Origin of the sequence: Streptomyces sp. NPDC057445 (assembly GCF_042802855.1) — a bacterium.
Classification (GTDB): domain Bacteria; phylum Actinomycetota; class Actinomycetes; order Streptomycetales; family Streptomycetaceae; genus Streptomyces.
The window spans coordinates 213,796-231,248 of the sequence record NZ_JBHVDH010000004.1 but is presented as its reverse complement, the minus strand read 5'-3'; the positions used below and the strand labels follow the sequence as shown (position 1 = coordinate 231,248).

Below are 17,453 nucleotides of genomic sequence, written 5' to 3'. Positions count from 1 at the left end.
CACAGCCGTCCGGTTCGACGGCACCGGATTTCGGGGTGACCACCATCGGGATGACCGTCATGGCGCGGACTCAGGCGGCCCGCTGGAACCGGCTCCTGATGTTCACCCGCCCCTCTGGGGCGTTGTCCGCGGATCGGCGGGCCTGGCGCAGCTGACGGGCCAGCCGCTCGGTGTCGGCCCGGCGGACCAGCTCGGCGTGGTTCACCTGGTGCAGCTCGTACTCGAACATGTGGTTCTCCTGGTGGCGAGGGGTGAGTGGCTCGTGCGAGCCTCGCTCTCTGCGATGCCTCAACTCTCGTCTCCCAGGGGGTCCGGCCACATCGGGAGCCTGCCGCATCTTGGCGGCGCAAGGGCCTTAGGCGGCGGGGTCCGGTTCACCGGCCCGCCTAAGGCATGCCCCTCCGGTACTCAGGAACGGCCGGCCCGGGGCCGTTTGCGCCAGTCGGGGGCAAGGACGGACCAGACTTCCATGTCGTGTCGCACGCCCTGCCAGGGGAAGCTCTCGCGGAGCACCCCGTCGCGGCTGAAGCCGAGCCGCTCGGCGGTGCGGACGGAGCGGTGGTTGGCGGAGGAGGCCAGCCATTCGACGCGGTGCATACCGCGCTCGTCCACGGCCCAGTCGACGATGTGCTCGACGGCCCGGGTGATCAGTCCCCGGCCGGCCGCGGAGGGCTCCAGCCAGACCCCGACCTCGCAGCACTCGGTCATGGTGTCGAAGATCCGGAAGAGCACGCCGCCGACGATGGTTCCGTCGAGCCGGATCGTCCACAGCCAGCCGGTGTCCGCGGCCTGCTTGTCGGCAAAGTCCTGGAGGAAGGTGCGCGCGGACTCGAGGTCGGTCACCCTGACCGTGAACGGAACCCACGGTCCGGTGTACTCCCGAGCCCGGTCGACATGGGCGAGGAACTCCTCGCTCTGCCAGGGGCCGATGGGCCCCAGCTCCGCGCCGTCTCCCAGGGATATGGAGAACATCCCGCTCCTTCTCGTCGATGTGCCCCGGTGCTGAGGTACCTGGGCGCCCGGGCGCCCGGGTGCTGGGGCGCCGGGCTAGCGCGCGAGCGGGCTGTCCTCGCTCACACGTATTTCCGGGATCTTCGCATGTGCACGCTTCCGGTTCCCGGGAGTTTCGATGCTGATCCGCGGCAGGCACCGGTCCAGCCGGCGGGGCAGCCACCAGTTGGCGCCGCCCAACAGGTGCATGAGCGCGGGCACCAGGAGCGTACGGAGGACGAAGGCGTCCAGGGCGACGGCCGCGGCCAGGCCGATGCCGAACATCGCGATGACCCGGTCGCCGCTGAGGACGAACGCCAGGAAGACGGAGATCATGATGACCGCCGCGGAGTTGATGACGCGACTGGTCTCGGTGAGTCCGACGCGGACCGCCCGCCGGTTGTCCCCGGTCTCCAGCCATTCCTCGTACATCCTGCTGACGAGGAACACCTGGTAGTCCATGGAGAGACCGAAGAGCACGGAGACCATGATCACCGGCAGGAAGGGCTCGATCGGCCCGGCGCTGCCCAGACCGAGCAGTTCGCTCCCCCAGCCCCACTGGAAGACCGCGACGACGATCCCGAAGGCCGAGGCGACGGCGGCCACGTTCATCAGCGCGGCCTTGAGCGGGATGCCGAGGGAACGGAAGGCGAGCAGGAGGAGCAGACAGCCCAGTGCGATGACGGCACCGACGAACAGCGGCAGCTTGCCCACGATGATCTCGGCGAAGTCGTCGTAGCTCGCGGTCACACCGCCGATATGGATGTCGAGGGAGGTGCCGCTCGCCGCCGCGGGAAGCACGTCGTCACGGAGATGGTCGACGAGCGCGCTGGTCCGCTCCGACTGCGGTGACGTCTCGGGCACGACGGTGAGGACGGCCGTGTCGGTGCTGCCGTTGTACGTGACGGGCCCGACGGAGGCGACGCCAGGGGTGTCCCGGAGCGTAGCGGGCAGTCCCTCGAGCGCCAGCCGGTCGTCGGCACCGTCGAGTTCGGCGACCAGGGTGAGGGGGCCGTTCACGCCGGGCCCGAATCCCTCGGCGATCAGGTCGTACGCCTTGCGGGTGGTGCTGGAGGCGGGGTTGTTCCCCTGGTCGGACGTGCCGAGATGGAGCGAGAACGTGGGCAGCGCCAGGACGAGCATCACCACGGCCGCGACCGAGCCGAGCAGCTTGGGGTGGCGTTCGACGAAGACGGACCAGCGGGCGGCGAATCCGGTCGGGAGCTCGGGCCGCGGGCCGCGCCTGGCGAGCCTGCGCCGCTCGGGCCGGCCCAGTGCGCGCATCCCGATGAAGGACAGCAGGGCGGGCAGAAGCGTCACGGAGGCGGCCACGGTGAGCAGGACCGTCAGACAGGCCGCGATCGCCACGCCGTTGAGGAAGGAGAGCCGCAGGACGAGCATGCCGAGCAGGGCGATGCAGACGGTCGCTCCGGCGAACACGACGGCGCGCCCGGTGGTCGCCACGGCATGCTCCGCCGCCTCGGCGACGGGCAGTCCGCGCCGGAGGCCTTTGCGGTGCCGGGTCACGATGAACAGCGCGTAGTCGATTCCCACCCCCAGCCCGATCAGCAGGCCCAGCATGGGCGCGAAATCCGCGACGGCCATGGCGTGCCCGAGCAGCACGATGCCCGAGTAGGCGGTGCCGACGCTGACGAGTGCGGTGGCGATGGGCAGCAGGCTGGCCGCGAGCGAGCCGAAGGCCAGGAAGAGGACTACGGCGGCGACGGCCACGCCGACGGCCTCTGCGATGTGTGCGGAGGGCGCCTCGGTCAGGGCGGTGACGCTGCCGCCCAGTTCGACCTGCAGCCCGTGGTCCTCGGCGGCTTCGGCCGTTGCGACGACGGCCCGGGCCTGCGCCTCGGGGATCTGGTCGGCCCGCTTGTCGAAGGTGACGGTGGCGTAGGCGGTGTGCCCGTCCTCGCTGATCTGCCCGGTGCCGGAGGAACGGGTGGCCTGCGCGCCGGTCTTCCCGGTCTTCCCGGCGTCGGCGTTGTCGGCGGCGTTGTCGGCGGCGTTGTCGGCGGCGTTGTCGGCGGCGTTGTCGGCGGCGACATCGTCGCGCTTGCCTGCGGCGCCCGCGCTCCCCGCCCGGTCCCCCTTGCCCGGCCTACCCGGCTTGCTCGCCTTGCCCGGCCTGCTCGCCTTGCCCGCTTCGGCCGTCCTGCTCACCTCGGCCGTGCCTTTGGAAGCGCCACCGGCACTGTCGTAGGGGCCGATGACCGAGGCGACCCCGTCCAGTCCGGCGATCTCGTCGAGCGCCTTCTTCATGGGCTGCTGGACGGCGGCGGCCCTGACACTCCCCCGGGGTGTGTGCCAGACGACGGTGTCGCTCGCTCCGCCCTGCCCGTGGAATCCCTCCCGCAGCAACTCGGTCGCGCGGCCCGACTCGGTGCCGGGCACCTCGTAGTCGTTGGAGTACGCGGCGCCCGCGAACACAGCCGCGGCCGTGACACCGCCGAGGGTGAGCAGCCAGAGAAGTACGGCGAGAAGGCGATGTCTCACACACCACCGGGCAATGGCTGCCAACGGACGAGCTCCCTGTGGGTTCCTGGATCTTCACTGGGAACTGCCCGCAAAGAACGCACGACCTTCGGGGGCTCACTCTCTCAGGAGACGGTGATCGTTTGGTGATCGTTCGCCCTGTTCGTGGTGATACTCACATTCATGGTGGTACCTGCAGGGGTGCACGGAAGCTCCGGAACGGGATCCCCGCTCCCGCGCACCCCTGGGTATCAGCCGGAGACGCTGGGGCGCCCGTTTTCGATGTGGCCCATCAGGCGCCTCCGGAAGCCGCTGTCGCCGTCGGCGGTCACCTCGACGTCGTACCAGCCGTGGGCGTCGGCGGCCGAGTGGACGACGCTGCGGCTGCGGCCGGGCTTCACCTTGAGCTCCCTGGTCCAGTCCCGCAGGTCCTCTTCGTCGACGTAGCCGAGCGGACGGACGGTGAAGGTGACGGCCCGGTCACCGTTGTTGCGGAACGTGAGGTGCAGATCGCGGTCGTGGTGGTCGATCCGCGACGTGACCTCGGCCCCGGCGCCGTCGGCGCGGCCGGCGAACTCACGCCGGAAGCCGTTCGGCCCGGTGATCGTGAAGCGGTACGCGTCCCCCGCGAGGGGCACGCTCCACTGCGCCCTGCCCTTGACGTCCTTGTGCTGCGGGACGGGGAACTCACCGGCGTACGGGTAGAGCGCGAAGTGGGCGCTCGCGCGCCCCGTGTTGCTGAGCGAGACCGTCAGCGCGCCGCCGGCGAGCTTCGCGGAGGCGTCCGGCTGGTACGGCAGCGGGCGGGCTCGCCGGGTGCCGGGCTCCTGCACGGGCATGTGCTGGACCAGCGGGGGCTGCGGGCGCCAGCGGCCGGTGAACGCCGGGATCTCTCCGGGCTGCTCCACCTCCGGCTGCGGGTGCCCGCGCCGGAAGTCGAAGGCCGAGCTCAGATCGCCCGTGACGGTGCGCCGCCAGGAGGTGATGTTCGGCTCCTCGATGCCCGTCCACTTCTCCAGGAAGCGGACGACCGAGGTGTGGTCGAAGACCTCGGAGCACACATAGCCCCCGACGGTCCACGGCGAGACGACGAGGAGCGGCACGCGGATGCCGAGGCCGGTGGGCTTGCCCTGCCAGCGCTCCTCGGTGTTGTCGGCGGGCGGGACCGGCGGGGGTACGTGGTCGAAGAAGCCGTCGTTCTCGTCGTAGTTGATCAGGACGACTGTGTGCCGCCAGACGTCGGGGTGCGAGCCGAGGGCGTCCAGCACCTTGTAGACGAGGGTGGCGGAGGCGATGGGCGAGGACGAGCCGGGGTGCTCGGAGTCGATCGCGGACGGTACGAGGTACGACACCTCGGGCAGCTCGCCGGCGGCCACGTCCGCGCGGAACTGCTCGGCGAGCGACCCGGTCTCGCCGCGCCGCAGCCCGCGCTCGAAGAGCGAGCGCTCCTCCTTCGTGAGCGTGGCCACGCCCTCCTCCAGGGCGGCGAGCAGCCGCGCCCGCTCCGCGGTGTCGGCGGTGTCGCGGACCTTCGCGTAGAAGGCCTCCATGAAGGTGAAGCCGCCGGCCTTGGCGAGGGCCTTCCGCGCGATCTTCTTGAAGGTGGTGAAGAACTCGATGTTGTTGTCGGTGAAGTTCTCCCACTCCTGGTACGTCTTCCAGGTGCGGCCGGCCTTCTCCAGACGCTCGGCGTACGTCGGCCACGGGTAGCCGGGGTGGGTGTCCTCGGCGTACGCGGCGTTGGTCACGGCGCGGCTGCCGTCGGCCTCGAAGCCGGTCCAGCCGCTCCACAGATGGTTGCGGTTGGGGCTCGTCGACGTATGGATCGAGGAGTGGTAGGCGTCGCAGATGGTGAACGTGTCCGCGAGCTCGTAGTGGAGCGGGATGTCCCGGCGGTCGTAGTAGGCCATGGTCGCGGCGGTCTTGGCCGAGACCCATCCGTCCATCCAGCCGTCCCGCCAGGCCTTGCCCCCACCGCTCCAGGAGTGATCGAGGTCGCCTATGTACTGCAGGTCCTTCTTCTGCGTCTCCGCGGCGTCGCGCACCGGGAAGGGCAGCACGGTGCGCAGCGGGCCCGGCTGTTCGAACACCGGCTTCCCTGAGGGAAGTTCGACGGCGTTGCGGTCGCCGAAGCCGCGGACGCCCCGCAGGGTGCCGAAGTAGTGGTCGAAAGAGCGGTTCTCCTGCATCAGGACCACCACGTGCTTGATCGCACGCAGTCCGCCGGACGGCGGCTGGTGGGCGAGCGCCGTCTGCAGCGAGGGCGGCAGCAGGGACCCGGCGGCTGCGGCACCGAGGGCGCCCCCGCCGAGTGCGAACAGCCGTCGCCGTGAGATGTCCGTGGCCAAGTGATCCTCCTGAGTCGCGCGTTACCGCCCGGAAGCTAGTGAGAGCAGATGGCGCCGGAAAGACCCGTGGACGACAGCCGAATGAACGTCCAAGACGACCTGCGGGGAGTCCAGGCGAGATCACGCCGTCCGGCCCGGAGTCGGAAGATCTGGAAATGGCAGCGTTGTCAGCAACGCCTGGCAGCATGGACACATGACCAATACGGGGGCATCGAAGACCATCGCCGTCAGTTCACCGGAGGAGGCTGCCTGGCTGGGCCGGCAGCTGTACGACGCACCGGAGGAGCACTTCGGCCGCCCGCCGGTCACGGTCGTGTCCTACGGGCCGGGGGCCGGGCGGATGGAGCGGCGCGAGGCCTTCCGCGAGGTGTACGACGCGATCGTGGCCCGGATCGGCGAGCCGACGCTCTACGGCGGTTCTGCGCAGGGGCCGAGCATCCGCTGGCGCGACGACCGCCGGCTGGTGCTGTTGTCCGGCGACCGGTTCGGCGCCCGGCTGTCGGTGCACCGTCCCGAGGCGCTGGAGGCCGAGGAGTACCGGAGCTTCGAATGGAGCGGCGCCGGGTCGGCGGCGGAGCCGCATGACTTCGATCTCCTGCCGTACGTCTGGCAGTTGTACCGGGGCGGGACGGGGGAGCGACCGGTCACCCGGCCCGGTGCGCGGCTCGCCGGCTGCTGGGAGCATCTGGAGACCGGTCTCGAGCTGATGCTCGCGGCCTGGGCGGAGCAGCTCCCGGTGCAGGTGCCCGGCGACTGGGCCGGCTTCATGATCCTTTCCCGCCGGGACAGGGGGCGCCATGTGGTCGTCTCGTACAGCCCGGGCGAAGGGCTGGGGGTGGCCGTCGACGACCGGGACGCCGAACAGGGGCCGGAGCGCGAGCGGCAGATGATGATGCGTGGCTGGCAGACGAGCGACCGGGGCTGGTGGCAGTCGGCGTTCCTTGAGGCGGACGAGGGCTCGGCGGCAGCGGCCGCCCGTCTGACCGTCGCCGAGCTGAGGGCGCGAGGCGCAGTCTCTCCCGAGGAACTCGAGGCGCGGGATGTGAGCGTCAACGACCGGGGCGAGCTGTGGCTCCCGGGCCTGGGCATCCGGACGGGCTGAGGGCGTACCGCGGGCCGGGCAGCGCGGCCGGGCGAGGCGTCCGGGCGAGGCGTCCGGGCGGCATGGCCGGACGCGAAGGGCACCCTGACGGTTTCCCGGCGGCGCGTGCGGAGCCGGCGGCGTACGCACGGGCGCGGGTTCGGCACCGGAGCGTCGAAGGACCGGCGCCTCCGGACGGACCTCCGGACGGAAGCGGGATCTCTCAGTCCCCTCTCGCCCGCCCCGAGCTGCCTTGTGCGGCCGTTTCCGCGGCCGTTAGATTCTGCTCGCCCTGACCCCCCAGACGTGATCGCCTTGCGCGCCCGTACTCCGGCGTGCCCCGGCGCGTCCCCGAGGCACGGTGGTGAGCACCGCGATGCAGACGTACAGGAAGTCCGGCGGCACAGGGTTACGACAGCTCCTGCTCGCGCAGTCGCTCAGCCAGTTGGGCTTCTGGCTGATGAGCCTGGCGATGCCGCTCCTCGCCGCGACCACACTGCACGGGTCGCCGTTCGAGGTGAGTGCGGTGTCGGCCAGTCAGACCGCCGCGTTTCTGCTGGTCGGGCTGCCCGCCGGGGCATGGGTGGACCGGATGCGCAAACGGCCGGTGATGATCGTGACCGATCTGGGCCGGGCCCTGGTGCTGGGCAGCGTGCCGGTCGTGTGGGCCCTCGACGGGCTGTCGATCGGCTATCTGTGTGGCGTCGCGCTCGCGACCGGCGTGCTGACCGTCTTCTTCGACATAGCGGACCAGAGTTTCCTGCCCCATCTCGTCGGTCCCCAGGAACTCGTCCCGGCCAACGCCAAGCTGGTCGGCGTCGAACAGGTGGCGGCGGTCTCGGGCCCGGGCGCGGGAGGGTTCGTCATCCAGCTCGCCGGAGCGCCCCTGGCGTTGATGGGCACGGCCCTCGGATATCTCTGGTCAGCGGTGTGCCTGACGTTCATCAAGGACCACGAGCCCAGGCCGGTCCGGGACAGGGACGCGCGCCTGCACCGGGATGTCGCGGACGGGGTGCGGTACGTGGTCGCCGACCGTTTCCTGCGTCCGCTCGTCTGTTGCTCGACCACGATGACGTTCTTCTGGAGCATGGGGTACGCGATGCTCCTCGTCCTGCTCGCCCAGGACCTGGCCGTACCGGCCGGCACGATCGGGCTGCTGTTCACGTTCGGCAGCCTCGGTGGTCTCGGCGCCACGTTCGTGGCCCGCCGGATCATCGACGCCCTCGGCGACAGCACCACGGTCAAGCTCAGCGTGGCCGTCGCCGCCCCCTTCACCCTGCTCTCGGCCCTGGCCGAGCCGGGCTGGCGGCTGGGGTTGGTCAGTCTCTCCAGCTTCGCCTTCGGAGCGGGGCTCGTCCTCTACAACGTCGCCCAGGTCAGCTTCCGTCAGCGCAGTGTCCCGGCCGCCCTGCTCGGCCGGGTCAACGCCACGGTGCGGTTCTGTGCCTGGGGAGCCCGGCCGCTCGGGGCGCTGTGCGGCGGTGCGATCGCCGAGATCGCGGGCGTGCGCCAGGCCGTGTGGGTCGGGGCGGCCGGCACGTCGCTGGCGGTCGTCTGGCTTCTCCTCTCCCCGCTGCGCGGCCTGCGCTCGCTGCCGGTCGATGCGGCGCTCACCGGCGCCGGCGGCGATCCCGTCGCCTCGGGCCCCGGGGACCCCGGCCCGGTCTCCGCCGAGGCCGACATCACCGACAAGGAGCGAACATGACCGAGCTCGTCTGGATCACCTGCCCCGACAACTACGATCCCGTCGTCCAGGAACGGCTCCGGCGCGCGGGCTCCGAGCGGGTCGACCTCCTCAGGTCGCGGGGCTTCGACCTCACCGTGGTGCACGCCAACGAGATCGTCCCCGCGTGGAACGACGGCCCCCGCCTGTGGCAGGGCGAAACGGATCTCCTGAGCAAGGGCCGCGGCTTCATCCTGTCCTCCTGGACCTGGGACGCGGGCGCCGGCCGTCACCTCCAGGCGATCGCCCGTACGATCCGGGCCTCCGACAGCGTTCTGCTCAACGACGGCATCAAGGACCCGGAGGCGCTCGGCAACGACAAGCTCGCCATGTACCACCACGCCGGTACGCTCGGGATACCCGTACTGCCCAGCGTGTCCATCCCTTTCGGCCGCTACGCGCGCCGCGCCCTCGCCACGGTCTCCGCCCGGCTGGACGGCGCCGACGGCTATCTGGTGAAGCCCCGCGAGATGGCCATGGGGTACGGCGTGCTGAAGGCCGACACCTTCGAACAGCTGACCGCGGCCATCGATCTGCTCACGCCGGGCGCGCTCGGATGCATCGTCCAGCCTTTCCGTCCGAACTCCGGCGATGTACGGGTCTACGTCCACAACGGCACGTTCGTGGCCGCGCTGCTGCGTGAACCCGCCGAGGGCAGCTATCTGGCCAATGTCAGCGAGGGCGGTACGGGTTCGGCCCTGCCGGGAGAGGTGCCGGCGGAGGTGTCCGGGATGAGCGAGCGGCTGGCGCGCAGCCTCGACGCGCCCTACCTGTGCGTGGACTGGCTGCTCTCACCGGCCGGGCCCGTGCTCAACGAGTGGATGACCATCTCGGCGGCGTACGAGGATCTGCCCGAACCTCAGCGTTCACGGGTCGAGGACGCCCTCATCGCCTGCATCGGCGACCGGCTGAAGGACGCGGGCGAGCCGGCCGCCTCCTGATCCGGAAGGACCGGAACACCGCGGGACCGAACACCGCAGGACGGAAAGCTGTAGGGCGAACGCGGAAGCACCCACAGCACAAGGGCGGGACACCTGTCGGTGTCCCGCCCTCCGTGCGACCGGTCGAGGATCAGCCTTCGGTGACTCCGAGCTTCTCCAGGATCAGTTCCTTGACGCGCGCCGCGTCGGCCTGGCCCCGGGTGGCCTTCATGACCGCGCCGACCAGGGCGCCGACCGCGGCGACCTTGCCGCCGCGGATCTTGTCCGCGATGGCCGCGTTGCCGGCGATGGCCTCCTCGACGGCGGTGCCCAGCGCGCCCTCGTCGGAGACGACCTTCAGGCCGCGCTTCTCGACGACGGTGTCCGGGTCGCCCTCGCCCGCGAGGACGCCCTCGATGACCTGACGGGCCAGCTTGTCGTTCAGGTCACCGGAGGCGACGAGCGCGGTGACCCGGGCGACCTGCGCCGGGGTGATCGGCAGCTCGTCGAGCGACGTGCCCGACTCGTTGGCGTTACGGGCCAGTTCACCCATCCACCACTTCCGGGCGGACACGGAGTCGGCACCCGCGTCGATCGTGGCGACGATCAGGTCGACCGCCCCCGCGTTGAGGATCGACTGCATGTCGTGCTCCGAGATGCCCCAGTCCTCACGGAGCCGGTTGCGGCGCACCCGCGGCAGCTCGGGCAGTCCGGCCCGCAGTTCCTCGACCCACTCGCGGGACGGGGCGACCGGGACGAGGTCGGGCTCCGGGAAGTACCGGTAGTCCTCGGCCTCCTCCTTGATCCGGCCGGACGTCGTCGAGCCGTCCTCCTCGTGGAAGTGACGGGTCTCCTGGACGATCGTCCCGCCGCCGCCCAGTACGGCGGCGTGGCGCTGTACCTCGAAGCGGGCCGCACGTTCGACGGAACGCAGCGAGTTGACGTTCTTCGTCTCGCTGCGCGTACCGAACGTCGAGCTGCCCTTGGGCATCAGCGAGAGGTTCACGTCGCAGCGCATCTGGCCCATCTCCATCCGGGCCTCGGAGACACCGAGCGCACGGATGAGCTCGCGCAGCTCGGCGACGTACGCCTTCGCGACCTCGGGGGCACGCTCACCGGCACCCACGATGGGCTTGGTGACGATCTCGATCAGCGGGATGCCGGCGCGGTTGTAGTCCAGCAGGGAGTGGGACGCGCCGTGGATACGGCCGGTGGCGCCGCCGACGTGCGTCGACTTGCCGGTGTCCTCCTCCATGTGGGCGCGCTCGATCTCCACCCGGAAGACCTCGCCGTCCTCGAGCTGGACGTCCAGATAGCCGTTGAAGGCGATCGGCTCGTCGTACTGCGAGGTCTGGAAGTTCTTCGGCATGTCCGGATAGAAGTAGTTCTTCCGGGCGAAGCGGCACCATTCGGCGATCTCGCAGTTCAGCGCGAGACCGATCTTGATGGCGGACTCGACACCCACGGCGTTCACGACCGGCAGGGAGCCGGGCAGGCCGAGGCAGGTGGGGCAGGTCTGCGAGTTGGGCTCGGCGCCCAGCTCGGTCGAGCAGCCACAGAACATCTTGGTCCTGGTGCCGAGTTCGACATGGACCTCGAGGCCCATGACGGGGTCGTACGACGCGAGGGCGTCCTCGTACGACACCAGGTCAGTCGTGACGGTCACGGTGAAACTTTCCCTCTCAGCCGAACAGGACGTCGTCGTCGCCCAGGCGCTTCAGCTCCCGGTAGAGGATCGCCAGTCCGGTGACGATGGCGGCGGCGGACACGGCCGCGTCGATCAGCCGGAGCGTGTCGTTGTCGAGGCGGGCCTTCTTGGCCTGCTTCGCGACGCTGATGGCTCCGAATGCGGTCGTGGCAATGGACAGGTAGGTGCCTGAACGGGACTTCTTGAACCCCTTGGCCTTGGTCAGTGCGCTCACAGTGACGGTGCCTCCTCCAGCAGCGGGTGGCCCCAGCGTGCCACGAAGGCGGCCTCGACGGCGGCACCCACCTTGTAGAGGCGGTCGTCCTTCATGGCGGGGGCGATGATCTGCAGACCGACCGGGAGGTTGTCCTCCGGGGCCAGGCCGCAGGGCAGCGACATCGCCGCGTTGCCGGCCAGGTTGGTCGGGATGGTGCACAGGTCGGCGAGGTACATCGCCATCGGGTCGTCGGCGCGCTCCCCGATCGGGAAGGCGGTGGTCGGGGTCGTCGGGGAGACGATCACGTCGACCTGCTCGAAGGCCTTCTCGAAGTCGCGGGTGATGAGCGTACGGACCTTCTGGGCGCTGCCGTAGTACGCGTCGTAGTAGCCGGACGACAAGGCGTACGTGCCGAGCATGATGCGGCGCTTGACCTCGTCGCCGAAGCCGGCCTCACGGGTGAGGGCGGTGACGTCCTCTGCGGACTTCGTGCCGTCGTCGCCGACCCGCAGGCCGTAGCGCATGGCGTCGAAGCGGGCGAGGTTCGACGAGCACTCCGACGGCGCGATCAGGTAGTACGCGGACAGGCCCAGGTCGAAGGACGGGCAGTCCAGCTCGACGATCTCGGCGCCCAGCTCGCGCAGCAGCTCGACGGACTCGTCGAAGCGCTGCACCACACCGGCCTGGTAGCCCTCGCCGCGGAACTGCTTGACCACACCGACCCGCATGCCCTGCACACTGCCGTTGCGGGCGGCCTCGACGACCGGCGGGACCGGGGCGTCGATGGAGGTCGAGTCCAGCGGGTCGTGCCCGGCGATGACCTCGTGCAGCAGCGCCGCGTCCAGGACCGTACGGGCGCACGGGCCACCCTGGTCGAGGGACGACGAGAAGGCGACCATGCCGAAGCGGGAGACCGCGCCGTAGGTCGGCTTGACGCCGACGGTGCCGGTGACGGCCGCCGGCTGGCGGATCGAACCGCCGGTGTCCGTGCCGATGGCGAGGGGGGCCTCGTAGGAGGCGAGGGCGGCCGACGAGCCACCGCCCGAGCCGCCCGGGATCCTGGTCAGGTCCCACGGGTTGCCGGTCGGGCCGAAGGCGCTGTTCTCGGTCGAGGACCCCATGGCGAACTCGTCCATGTTGGTCTTGCCGAGGATCACGACGTCGGCGTCCTTCAGGCGCTTGGTGAGCGTCGCGTCGTAGGGCGGGATCCAGCCCTCGAGGATCTTGGAACCGACCGTGGTCGGGATGCCCTCGGTGGTGAAGATGTCCTTGAGCGCCAGCGGAACACCGGCCAGCGGGCCGAGCTTCTCGCCGCGCTCACGCTTCTGGTCGACGGCGCGGGCCTGCGCGAGCGCACCCTCGCGGTCGACGTGGAGGAAGGCGTGGACCTTCTCGTCCACGGCCTCGATCCGGGCCAGGTGCGCCTCGGTGACCTCGACGGCCGTGAGCTCGCCCGAGGCGATCCTCGAGGCGATCTCGGCAGCGGTGAGCTTGATGATGTCCGTCATGACTGCTTAGTCCTCCCCCAGGATCTGCGGCACCTTGAAACGCTGCTGCTCCTGGGCAGGCGCGCCGGAGAGCGCCTGCTCGGGGGTGAGCGACGGACGGACCTCGTCCGCGCGCATGACATTGGTCAGCGGCAGCGGGTGGGAGGTCGGAGGTACGTCTTGGTCGGCGACCTCGGAGACGCGGGCGACCGCGCCGATGATGTCGTCGAGCTGTACGGCGAAGTGGTCGAGCTCTTCGGCCTTCAGCTCCAGACGTGCCAGCCGGGCGAGGTGGGCGACCTCCTCGCGCGTGATGCCAGGCATGCAGCGATCCTCAGGGGTGAGTGTGCGGGTTTTGGCCCAATCCTATGGGGCCGCCGCCCATCCCCGCGAAACGCTTTGCCCGGCCTCGCACCGGCTCCCCGTGCGAGCCGGGCCCTCCGGCTCCCGCAGCCGGGCCGCCCGGCCCGTTCCAGGCCTGTCGGCCCCGGCCCTCGACCTGCCCACGGAGCCGCGGTCTCCTGCTGCCCCGCCCGGCCGGGAGTCGCGTTTCCTGCTCCGCCGGCCCGCCCGCGGGGCCGCTGTTCCTCGCGCGACTGAGACCCGCGGGCCTCGAGCCGGTCCCCGACGACGAGCGCACCGGCCACGTCCGCCCCTCCGCCCGCCCAGGGGGCCGCGTTCCGCCGCTCTCCGGTCGCCGGTCATGTCCTGTTCATGTCGAGTGCGCCGACACCTGGCTCACTGAACGAAGTTGTCCGAACAACTTCAGGCACCGGGGGTCCCTCCCGGGGCGGAGAGGACCTTCAGTCCGGTGTCCCCACTCAGAACCGCCGCCGCGTCCGGCAGCACACTGTCGCTGCTGTCACCCACGAGCCCTCGCGAGGGCGACCGGCTCACCTTCCGCTGGTCCACCGACGCGCCCCACGCCAAGAACTGGATCGGCATCTACGACGGAGACCGCAAGCCCGGCGTCGGCTCCTCGCTGGTCTGGTCGTACGTGACGGCCGCGTCCGGCGACGCGGTACTCGACACCTCCGGCCTCGGCGAGGGCACGTACACCGCCTATCTGCTGGCCAGGGACGGGTACGACATCCTCGCCAGGACCGAGCCGTTCGCCGTCGCGCTCAGGCCGCCCGTCACTCCCCCGCACTGCGTCGTCGACTCCTTCACGACCGGCGACTGCGCGCCGGGCTCCCGCGTCTCCGTCGCGCTGGGCCCGCTGTGGATCCGGCCTGAGGGCAATGCTTCGGGCACACCGTCGTTCCGGCGGCTGGCCGGGGACTCCTGGCTGGGCGTGTCCTCCGACGGCCGGATCAGCGGCACCGCGCCCACCAGGCCGGGCACGCACCCGGCAAGGATCACCGTCGCCGTGAAGGACAGCGCGGGCGGCGCCGACACCGTGACCGTGCAGGTTCCGGTCCGGGCCGCCTCTGCACGGACCCGGCTGACGGTCGCCTCTCTGAACCTGTGGGAGGCGGGCAGCAACACGGCCGGCGGTCACGAGAAGCTGCTCCGCCTGATCCTCGGGCAGGACCTCGACGTCGTGGCCCTCCAGGAGACCGGTGGCACCGCCGCCGGGCCGCTGGCCGAGGCGCTGGGATGGCATGCCTACGACACCCCGGCAGGGGTGGGGCTGATCAGCCGCTTCCCGCTCGCCGCCGCCTCGGCACCGCTCGCGGACCTGCCCGCGGTGGTGGCGACCCTCCAGTTGCCCGGCGACCGGACCGTACGGCTCTGGGCGGCTCAGCTCGACGAGACCGCCTACGGCCCGCATGCGCTCAGGGAGGGCCGGACACCGGCCGAGGTCGAGGCCGCCGAGCTGAAGACCGTCCGCTACCGGCAGACCGGCATGCTGCTCGCCGCCATGCGGGCCGACCTGAGCGCGTGCCGCACCACGCCGGTGGTCCTCGCCGCCGGGCTGGCATCCCCCTCGCACCTGGACGCCAAGGGCCGGGGCACGGTCCGCTGGCCGGTCACCAAGGCCCTCGGCAAGGCGGGGCTGAACGACGCCTTCCGGGATGAGCACCCGGGCGCCGCGCGAGAGCCGGGCACCACCTGGTCACCGGTGCGCCCCGAGGAGCCGCAGGACCGGATCGACCAGGTCCAGTACGCCGGGCCGTTGCGGGTCGAAGGCGCGTACACCCTCTGCACCGGGTGGCCGCTGCCCGTCCCGGGCGCCTCCGCGAACGGCTGGCCGTCCGACCACGCCGCCCCGGCGGTCACCTTCTCCCTCCGCTGAGCCACGTCTCCTCCCTCGGCCGGGCCACGTCTCCTCCCTCGCCGAGGCACGCCACCGCTGAACGCCGAACCGAAGGACTTCCACACCCATGACTCCGCTGAGCCGCCGCGCCTTCGTCGGCGCGTCCGCCGCGACCGCGGCCGCTGCCGCCGTCGGCCTTCCAGAGGCGGACGCCTCTGCCGCCTCCAGACCCCGCGGGTCCGTCAAGGACGTGAAGCACGTGGTGATCCTGATGCAGGAGAACCGCAGCTTCGACCACTACTTCGGAACCCTCAAGGGTGTCCGGGGCTTCGACGACCGGCAGGCACTGACCTTCCCCGACGGCGAGTCGGTCTTCAAGCAGCCGGCCCCCGGCCGCGCCGACGGCTTCATGCTGCCGTACCGGATGGACACGACGAAGTACAACGCCCAGAACGCCTCCGGCCTCCCGCACGACTGGGGCACCGGCCACACCGCCGTCAACGGCGGGGCGATGAACAAGTGGGTCGCCGCCAAGGGCGAGCGCACCATGGGCTACTTCACCCGCGAGGACATCCCCTATCAGTTCGCCCTCGCCGACGCGTTCACGCTCTGCGACGCCTACTTCTGCTCGCAGGCGGGCCCGACCGACCCGAACCGCCTGTATCTGTGGTCGGGCAGCTGCGGCCCCGGCAAGGACGGCACGACGGGCCCCTGGACGGACAACACTCCGGTCACCGACAACCCGGTCGCGGACTGGACGACCTACGCCGAGCGGCTGGAGGAGGCCGGCGTCAGCTGGCGCGTCTACCACAATCCGTCCAAGGACGAGCGGTACGGCGACTACGACGACAACGGGCTCTCCTACTTCGGCCAGTTCCACAAGTTCGCCAAGGACGACCCGCGTTACATCAACGCGATGACCAAGTTCGATCTGACCGCCTTCGACGCACACTGCAAGGACGGCACACTGCCGACGGTCTCGTGGCTCGTGGCGCCGTATCTGTTCTGCGAGCACCCCGAAGCGGGCCCCAACTACGGTGCGCACTGGGTGAACACGGCACTGCAGTCGCTGTTCTCGAACCCCGACGTGTGGAAGCACACCGTCTTCCTGCTGATGTACGACGAGAACGACGGCTACTTCGACCACGTCGTGCCGCCGTTCCCGGAGCCCGGCACTCCTGAGGAGTTCGCCGACGGCCGTCCGATCGGCCTCGGCAACCGCGTGCCGCTGTGGGCGGTCTCTCCCTGGTCGCGCGGTGGATACGTCAACTCCCAGGTCTTCGACCACACTTCCGTACTGCGGTTCCTCGAGGTCGTGACGGGGGTCCGGGAGCCGAACATCTCGGACTGGCGCAGGGCCGTCTGCGGCGACCTGACCACCTGCTTCGACTTCAGCAGGCCCGATCACTCGATTCCGTGGCTGCCGGACACGAACGAGCTGATGGCCAAGGCGGACGCGGCCAACGCACTGCCCGCGGTGAAGCTGCCGCCGAGCGGAGGGCAGTCGATGGCCACACAGGAGCCCGGGACCCGGCCGCACCGTCCGCTGCCGTACCGTCCGTGGGCCGAGGTGGCGGTGGACCGGGCGAGCGGAAAGGTCGTCTGCACCCTGGCCAACCACGGTACGGAGACGTTCCACTTCACGGTGCTGCCGAATGTGGTCAAGCCGTTCACGGGCACCCCGTTCACCGTCGCCCCGGGCGCCTCGAAGACCTACACCTGGGACACCTCGGAGACCGACGGCCGGTACGACTTCACGGTGATGGGCGCGGACGGGTTCGTGCGCCGTTTCTCCGGCACGGTCGTGCGCAAGGGGCGCGAGGCAGGTGCACCGGTGCCCTCGGTGACGGCGTCGCTGCACGGGCGCCGCCCCGAACGCGCCACCGTGGAACTGAAGTTCACCAACGCCGGGGCGAAGGAGGTGTCGTTCACGGTGACACCCGACGGCGACGTCAAGGCGGCCCGTACGGTGTGGGTGGCTCCGGGCGGCCGGTCCTCGCTGACCTGGGAGGTGCGCGAGGGCAGCTACGACCTCGAGGTGACGGCGGCAAGCGGGTCCCGCTTCGTCCGGCGTTACGCGGGCACGGTGCACGCCGTGGCCTGAGTTCCGTCGGGTGGGCATTGCCGACGGTCCGGTGGGTTCAGGGCCTCGCGTGGCGGGGCCCTGAACCAGGTCCGGAGGTTACCGCCAGGAACCCGACTGCCATGGAGAAGAGGTCCGTTCTTCGAGTGCGAGCAGTGGTGGATCCGTCCATTACTCGCGAGTCGGGCCGTCACGAGGATACCGGGGGCGTGCGTCATGCCCCGGGAGACGCCTGG

13 protein-coding genes are annotated in these 17,453 nt (G+C 70.7%); 5 read left to right on the top strand and 8 right to left on the bottom strand.

The genetic code is table 11. The features are described from left to right. Positions 1–70 precede the first annotated feature (70 nt). From ACFU5O_RS12270 to ACFU5O_RS12255, 4 genes are all read right to left on the bottom strand, one after another. Entirely contained in the window at positions 71–229 is a 159-nt protein-coding gene (locus ACFU5O_RS12270) for a hypothetical protein (protein ID WP_384239309.1), read from the bottom strand. A gap of 179 nt (positions 230–408) precedes the next feature. Then, the gene (locus tag ACFU5O_RS12265; protein WP_384239308.1) at positions 409–972 is read right to left on the bottom strand and encodes a GNAT family N-acetyltransferase; all 564 of its coding nucleotides are present in this window, start codon (positions 970–972) and stop codon (positions 409–411) included. 75 nt (positions 973–1,047) lie between these two features. After that, positions 1,048–3,459: an MMPL family transporter gene (locus ACFU5O_RS12260; protein WP_384239674.1), complete on the bottom strand. Its 2,412-nt coding sequence runs from the start codon at positions 3,457–3,459 to the stop codon at positions 1,048–1,050. Between the two features lie 263 nt (positions 3,460–3,722). After that, positions 3,723–5,819, bottom strand: coding sequence for a phosphocholine-specific phospholipase C (locus tag ACFU5O_RS12255; RefSeq protein ID WP_384239306.1), 2,097 nt, complete (start codon positions 5,817–5,819; stop codon positions 3,723–3,725). A 193-nt stretch (positions 5,820–6,012) separates the two neighbouring features. On the opposite strand from ACFU5O_RS12255, the gene ACFU5O_RS12250 reads away from it, so the two are divergent. From ACFU5O_RS12250 to ACFU5O_RS12240, 3 genes are all read left to right on the top strand, one after another. Then, positions 6,013–6,921, top strand: coding sequence for a hypothetical protein (locus tag ACFU5O_RS12250; RefSeq protein WP_384239304.1), 909 nt, complete (start codon positions 6,013–6,015; stop codon positions 6,919–6,921). Between the two features lie 355 nt (positions 6,922–7,276). Next, a complete protein-coding gene (locus tag ACFU5O_RS12245; RefSeq protein WP_384239303.1) occupies positions 7,277–8,605 on the top strand; it encodes an MFS transporter in 1,329 nt (442 codons plus the stop codon). Next, the gene (locus ACFU5O_RS12240) at positions 8,602–9,564 is read left to right on the top strand and encodes a RimK family alpha-L-glutamate ligase (protein WP_384239301.1); all 963 of its coding nucleotides are present in this window, start codon (positions 8,602–8,604) and stop codon (positions 9,562–9,564) included. Before ACFU5O_RS12245 ends, ACFU5O_RS12240 begins: the two co-directional genes overlap by 4 nt. Positions 9,565–9,694: 130 nt before the next feature. Here the strand turns inward: ACFU5O_RS12240 and gatB are convergent, their stop codons facing one another. From gatB to gatC, 4 genes are read right to left on the bottom strand one after another with little or no spacing between them, the layout of a single operon-like run. Next, a complete protein-coding gene (gene gatB, locus ACFU5O_RS12235; protein ID WP_384239299.1) occupies positions 9,695–11,209 on the bottom strand; it encodes an Asp-tRNA(Asn)/Glu-tRNA(Gln) amidotransferase subunit GatB in 1,515 nt (504 codons plus the stop codon). Between the two features lie 16 nt (positions 11,210–11,225). Next, positions 11,226–11,465: a hypothetical protein gene (locus ACFU5O_RS12230; RefSeq protein ID WP_384239297.1), complete on the bottom strand. Its 240-nt coding sequence runs from the start codon at positions 11,463–11,465 to the stop codon at positions 11,226–11,228. Further along, on the bottom strand, positions 11,462–12,955 hold the full coding sequence (gene gatA, locus ACFU5O_RS12225) for an Asp-tRNA(Asn)/Glu-tRNA(Gln) amidotransferase subunit GatA (RefSeq protein WP_384239295.1): 1,494 nt from the start codon (positions 12,953–12,955) through the stop codon (positions 11,462–11,464). Before gatA ends, ACFU5O_RS12230 begins: the two co-directional genes overlap by 4 nt. Positions 12,956–12,961: 6 nt before the next feature. Next, complete coding sequence (gene gatC / locus ACFU5O_RS12220) at positions 12,962–13,258, bottom strand: Asp-tRNA(Asn)/Glu-tRNA(Gln) amidotransferase subunit GatC (protein ID WP_365358419.1); 297 nt, start codon at positions 13,256–13,258, stop codon at positions 12,962–12,964. Positions 13,259–13,745: 487 nt separating this feature from the next. Here gatC and ACFU5O_RS12215 point away from each other — a divergent pair, with 487 nt between their 5' ends. After that, a complete protein-coding gene (locus tag ACFU5O_RS12215; protein WP_384239293.1) occupies positions 13,746–15,173 on the top strand; it encodes an endonuclease/exonuclease/phosphatase family protein in 1,428 nt (475 codons plus the stop codon). A gap of 88 nt (positions 15,174–15,261) precedes the next feature. Further along, on the top strand, positions 15,262–17,238 hold the full coding sequence (locus ACFU5O_RS12210; RefSeq protein ID WP_384239291.1) for a phosphocholine-specific phospholipase C: 1,977 nt from the start codon (positions 15,262–15,264) through the stop codon (positions 17,236–17,238). The last annotated feature ends 215 nt before the right edge of the window (positions 17,239–17,453 follow it).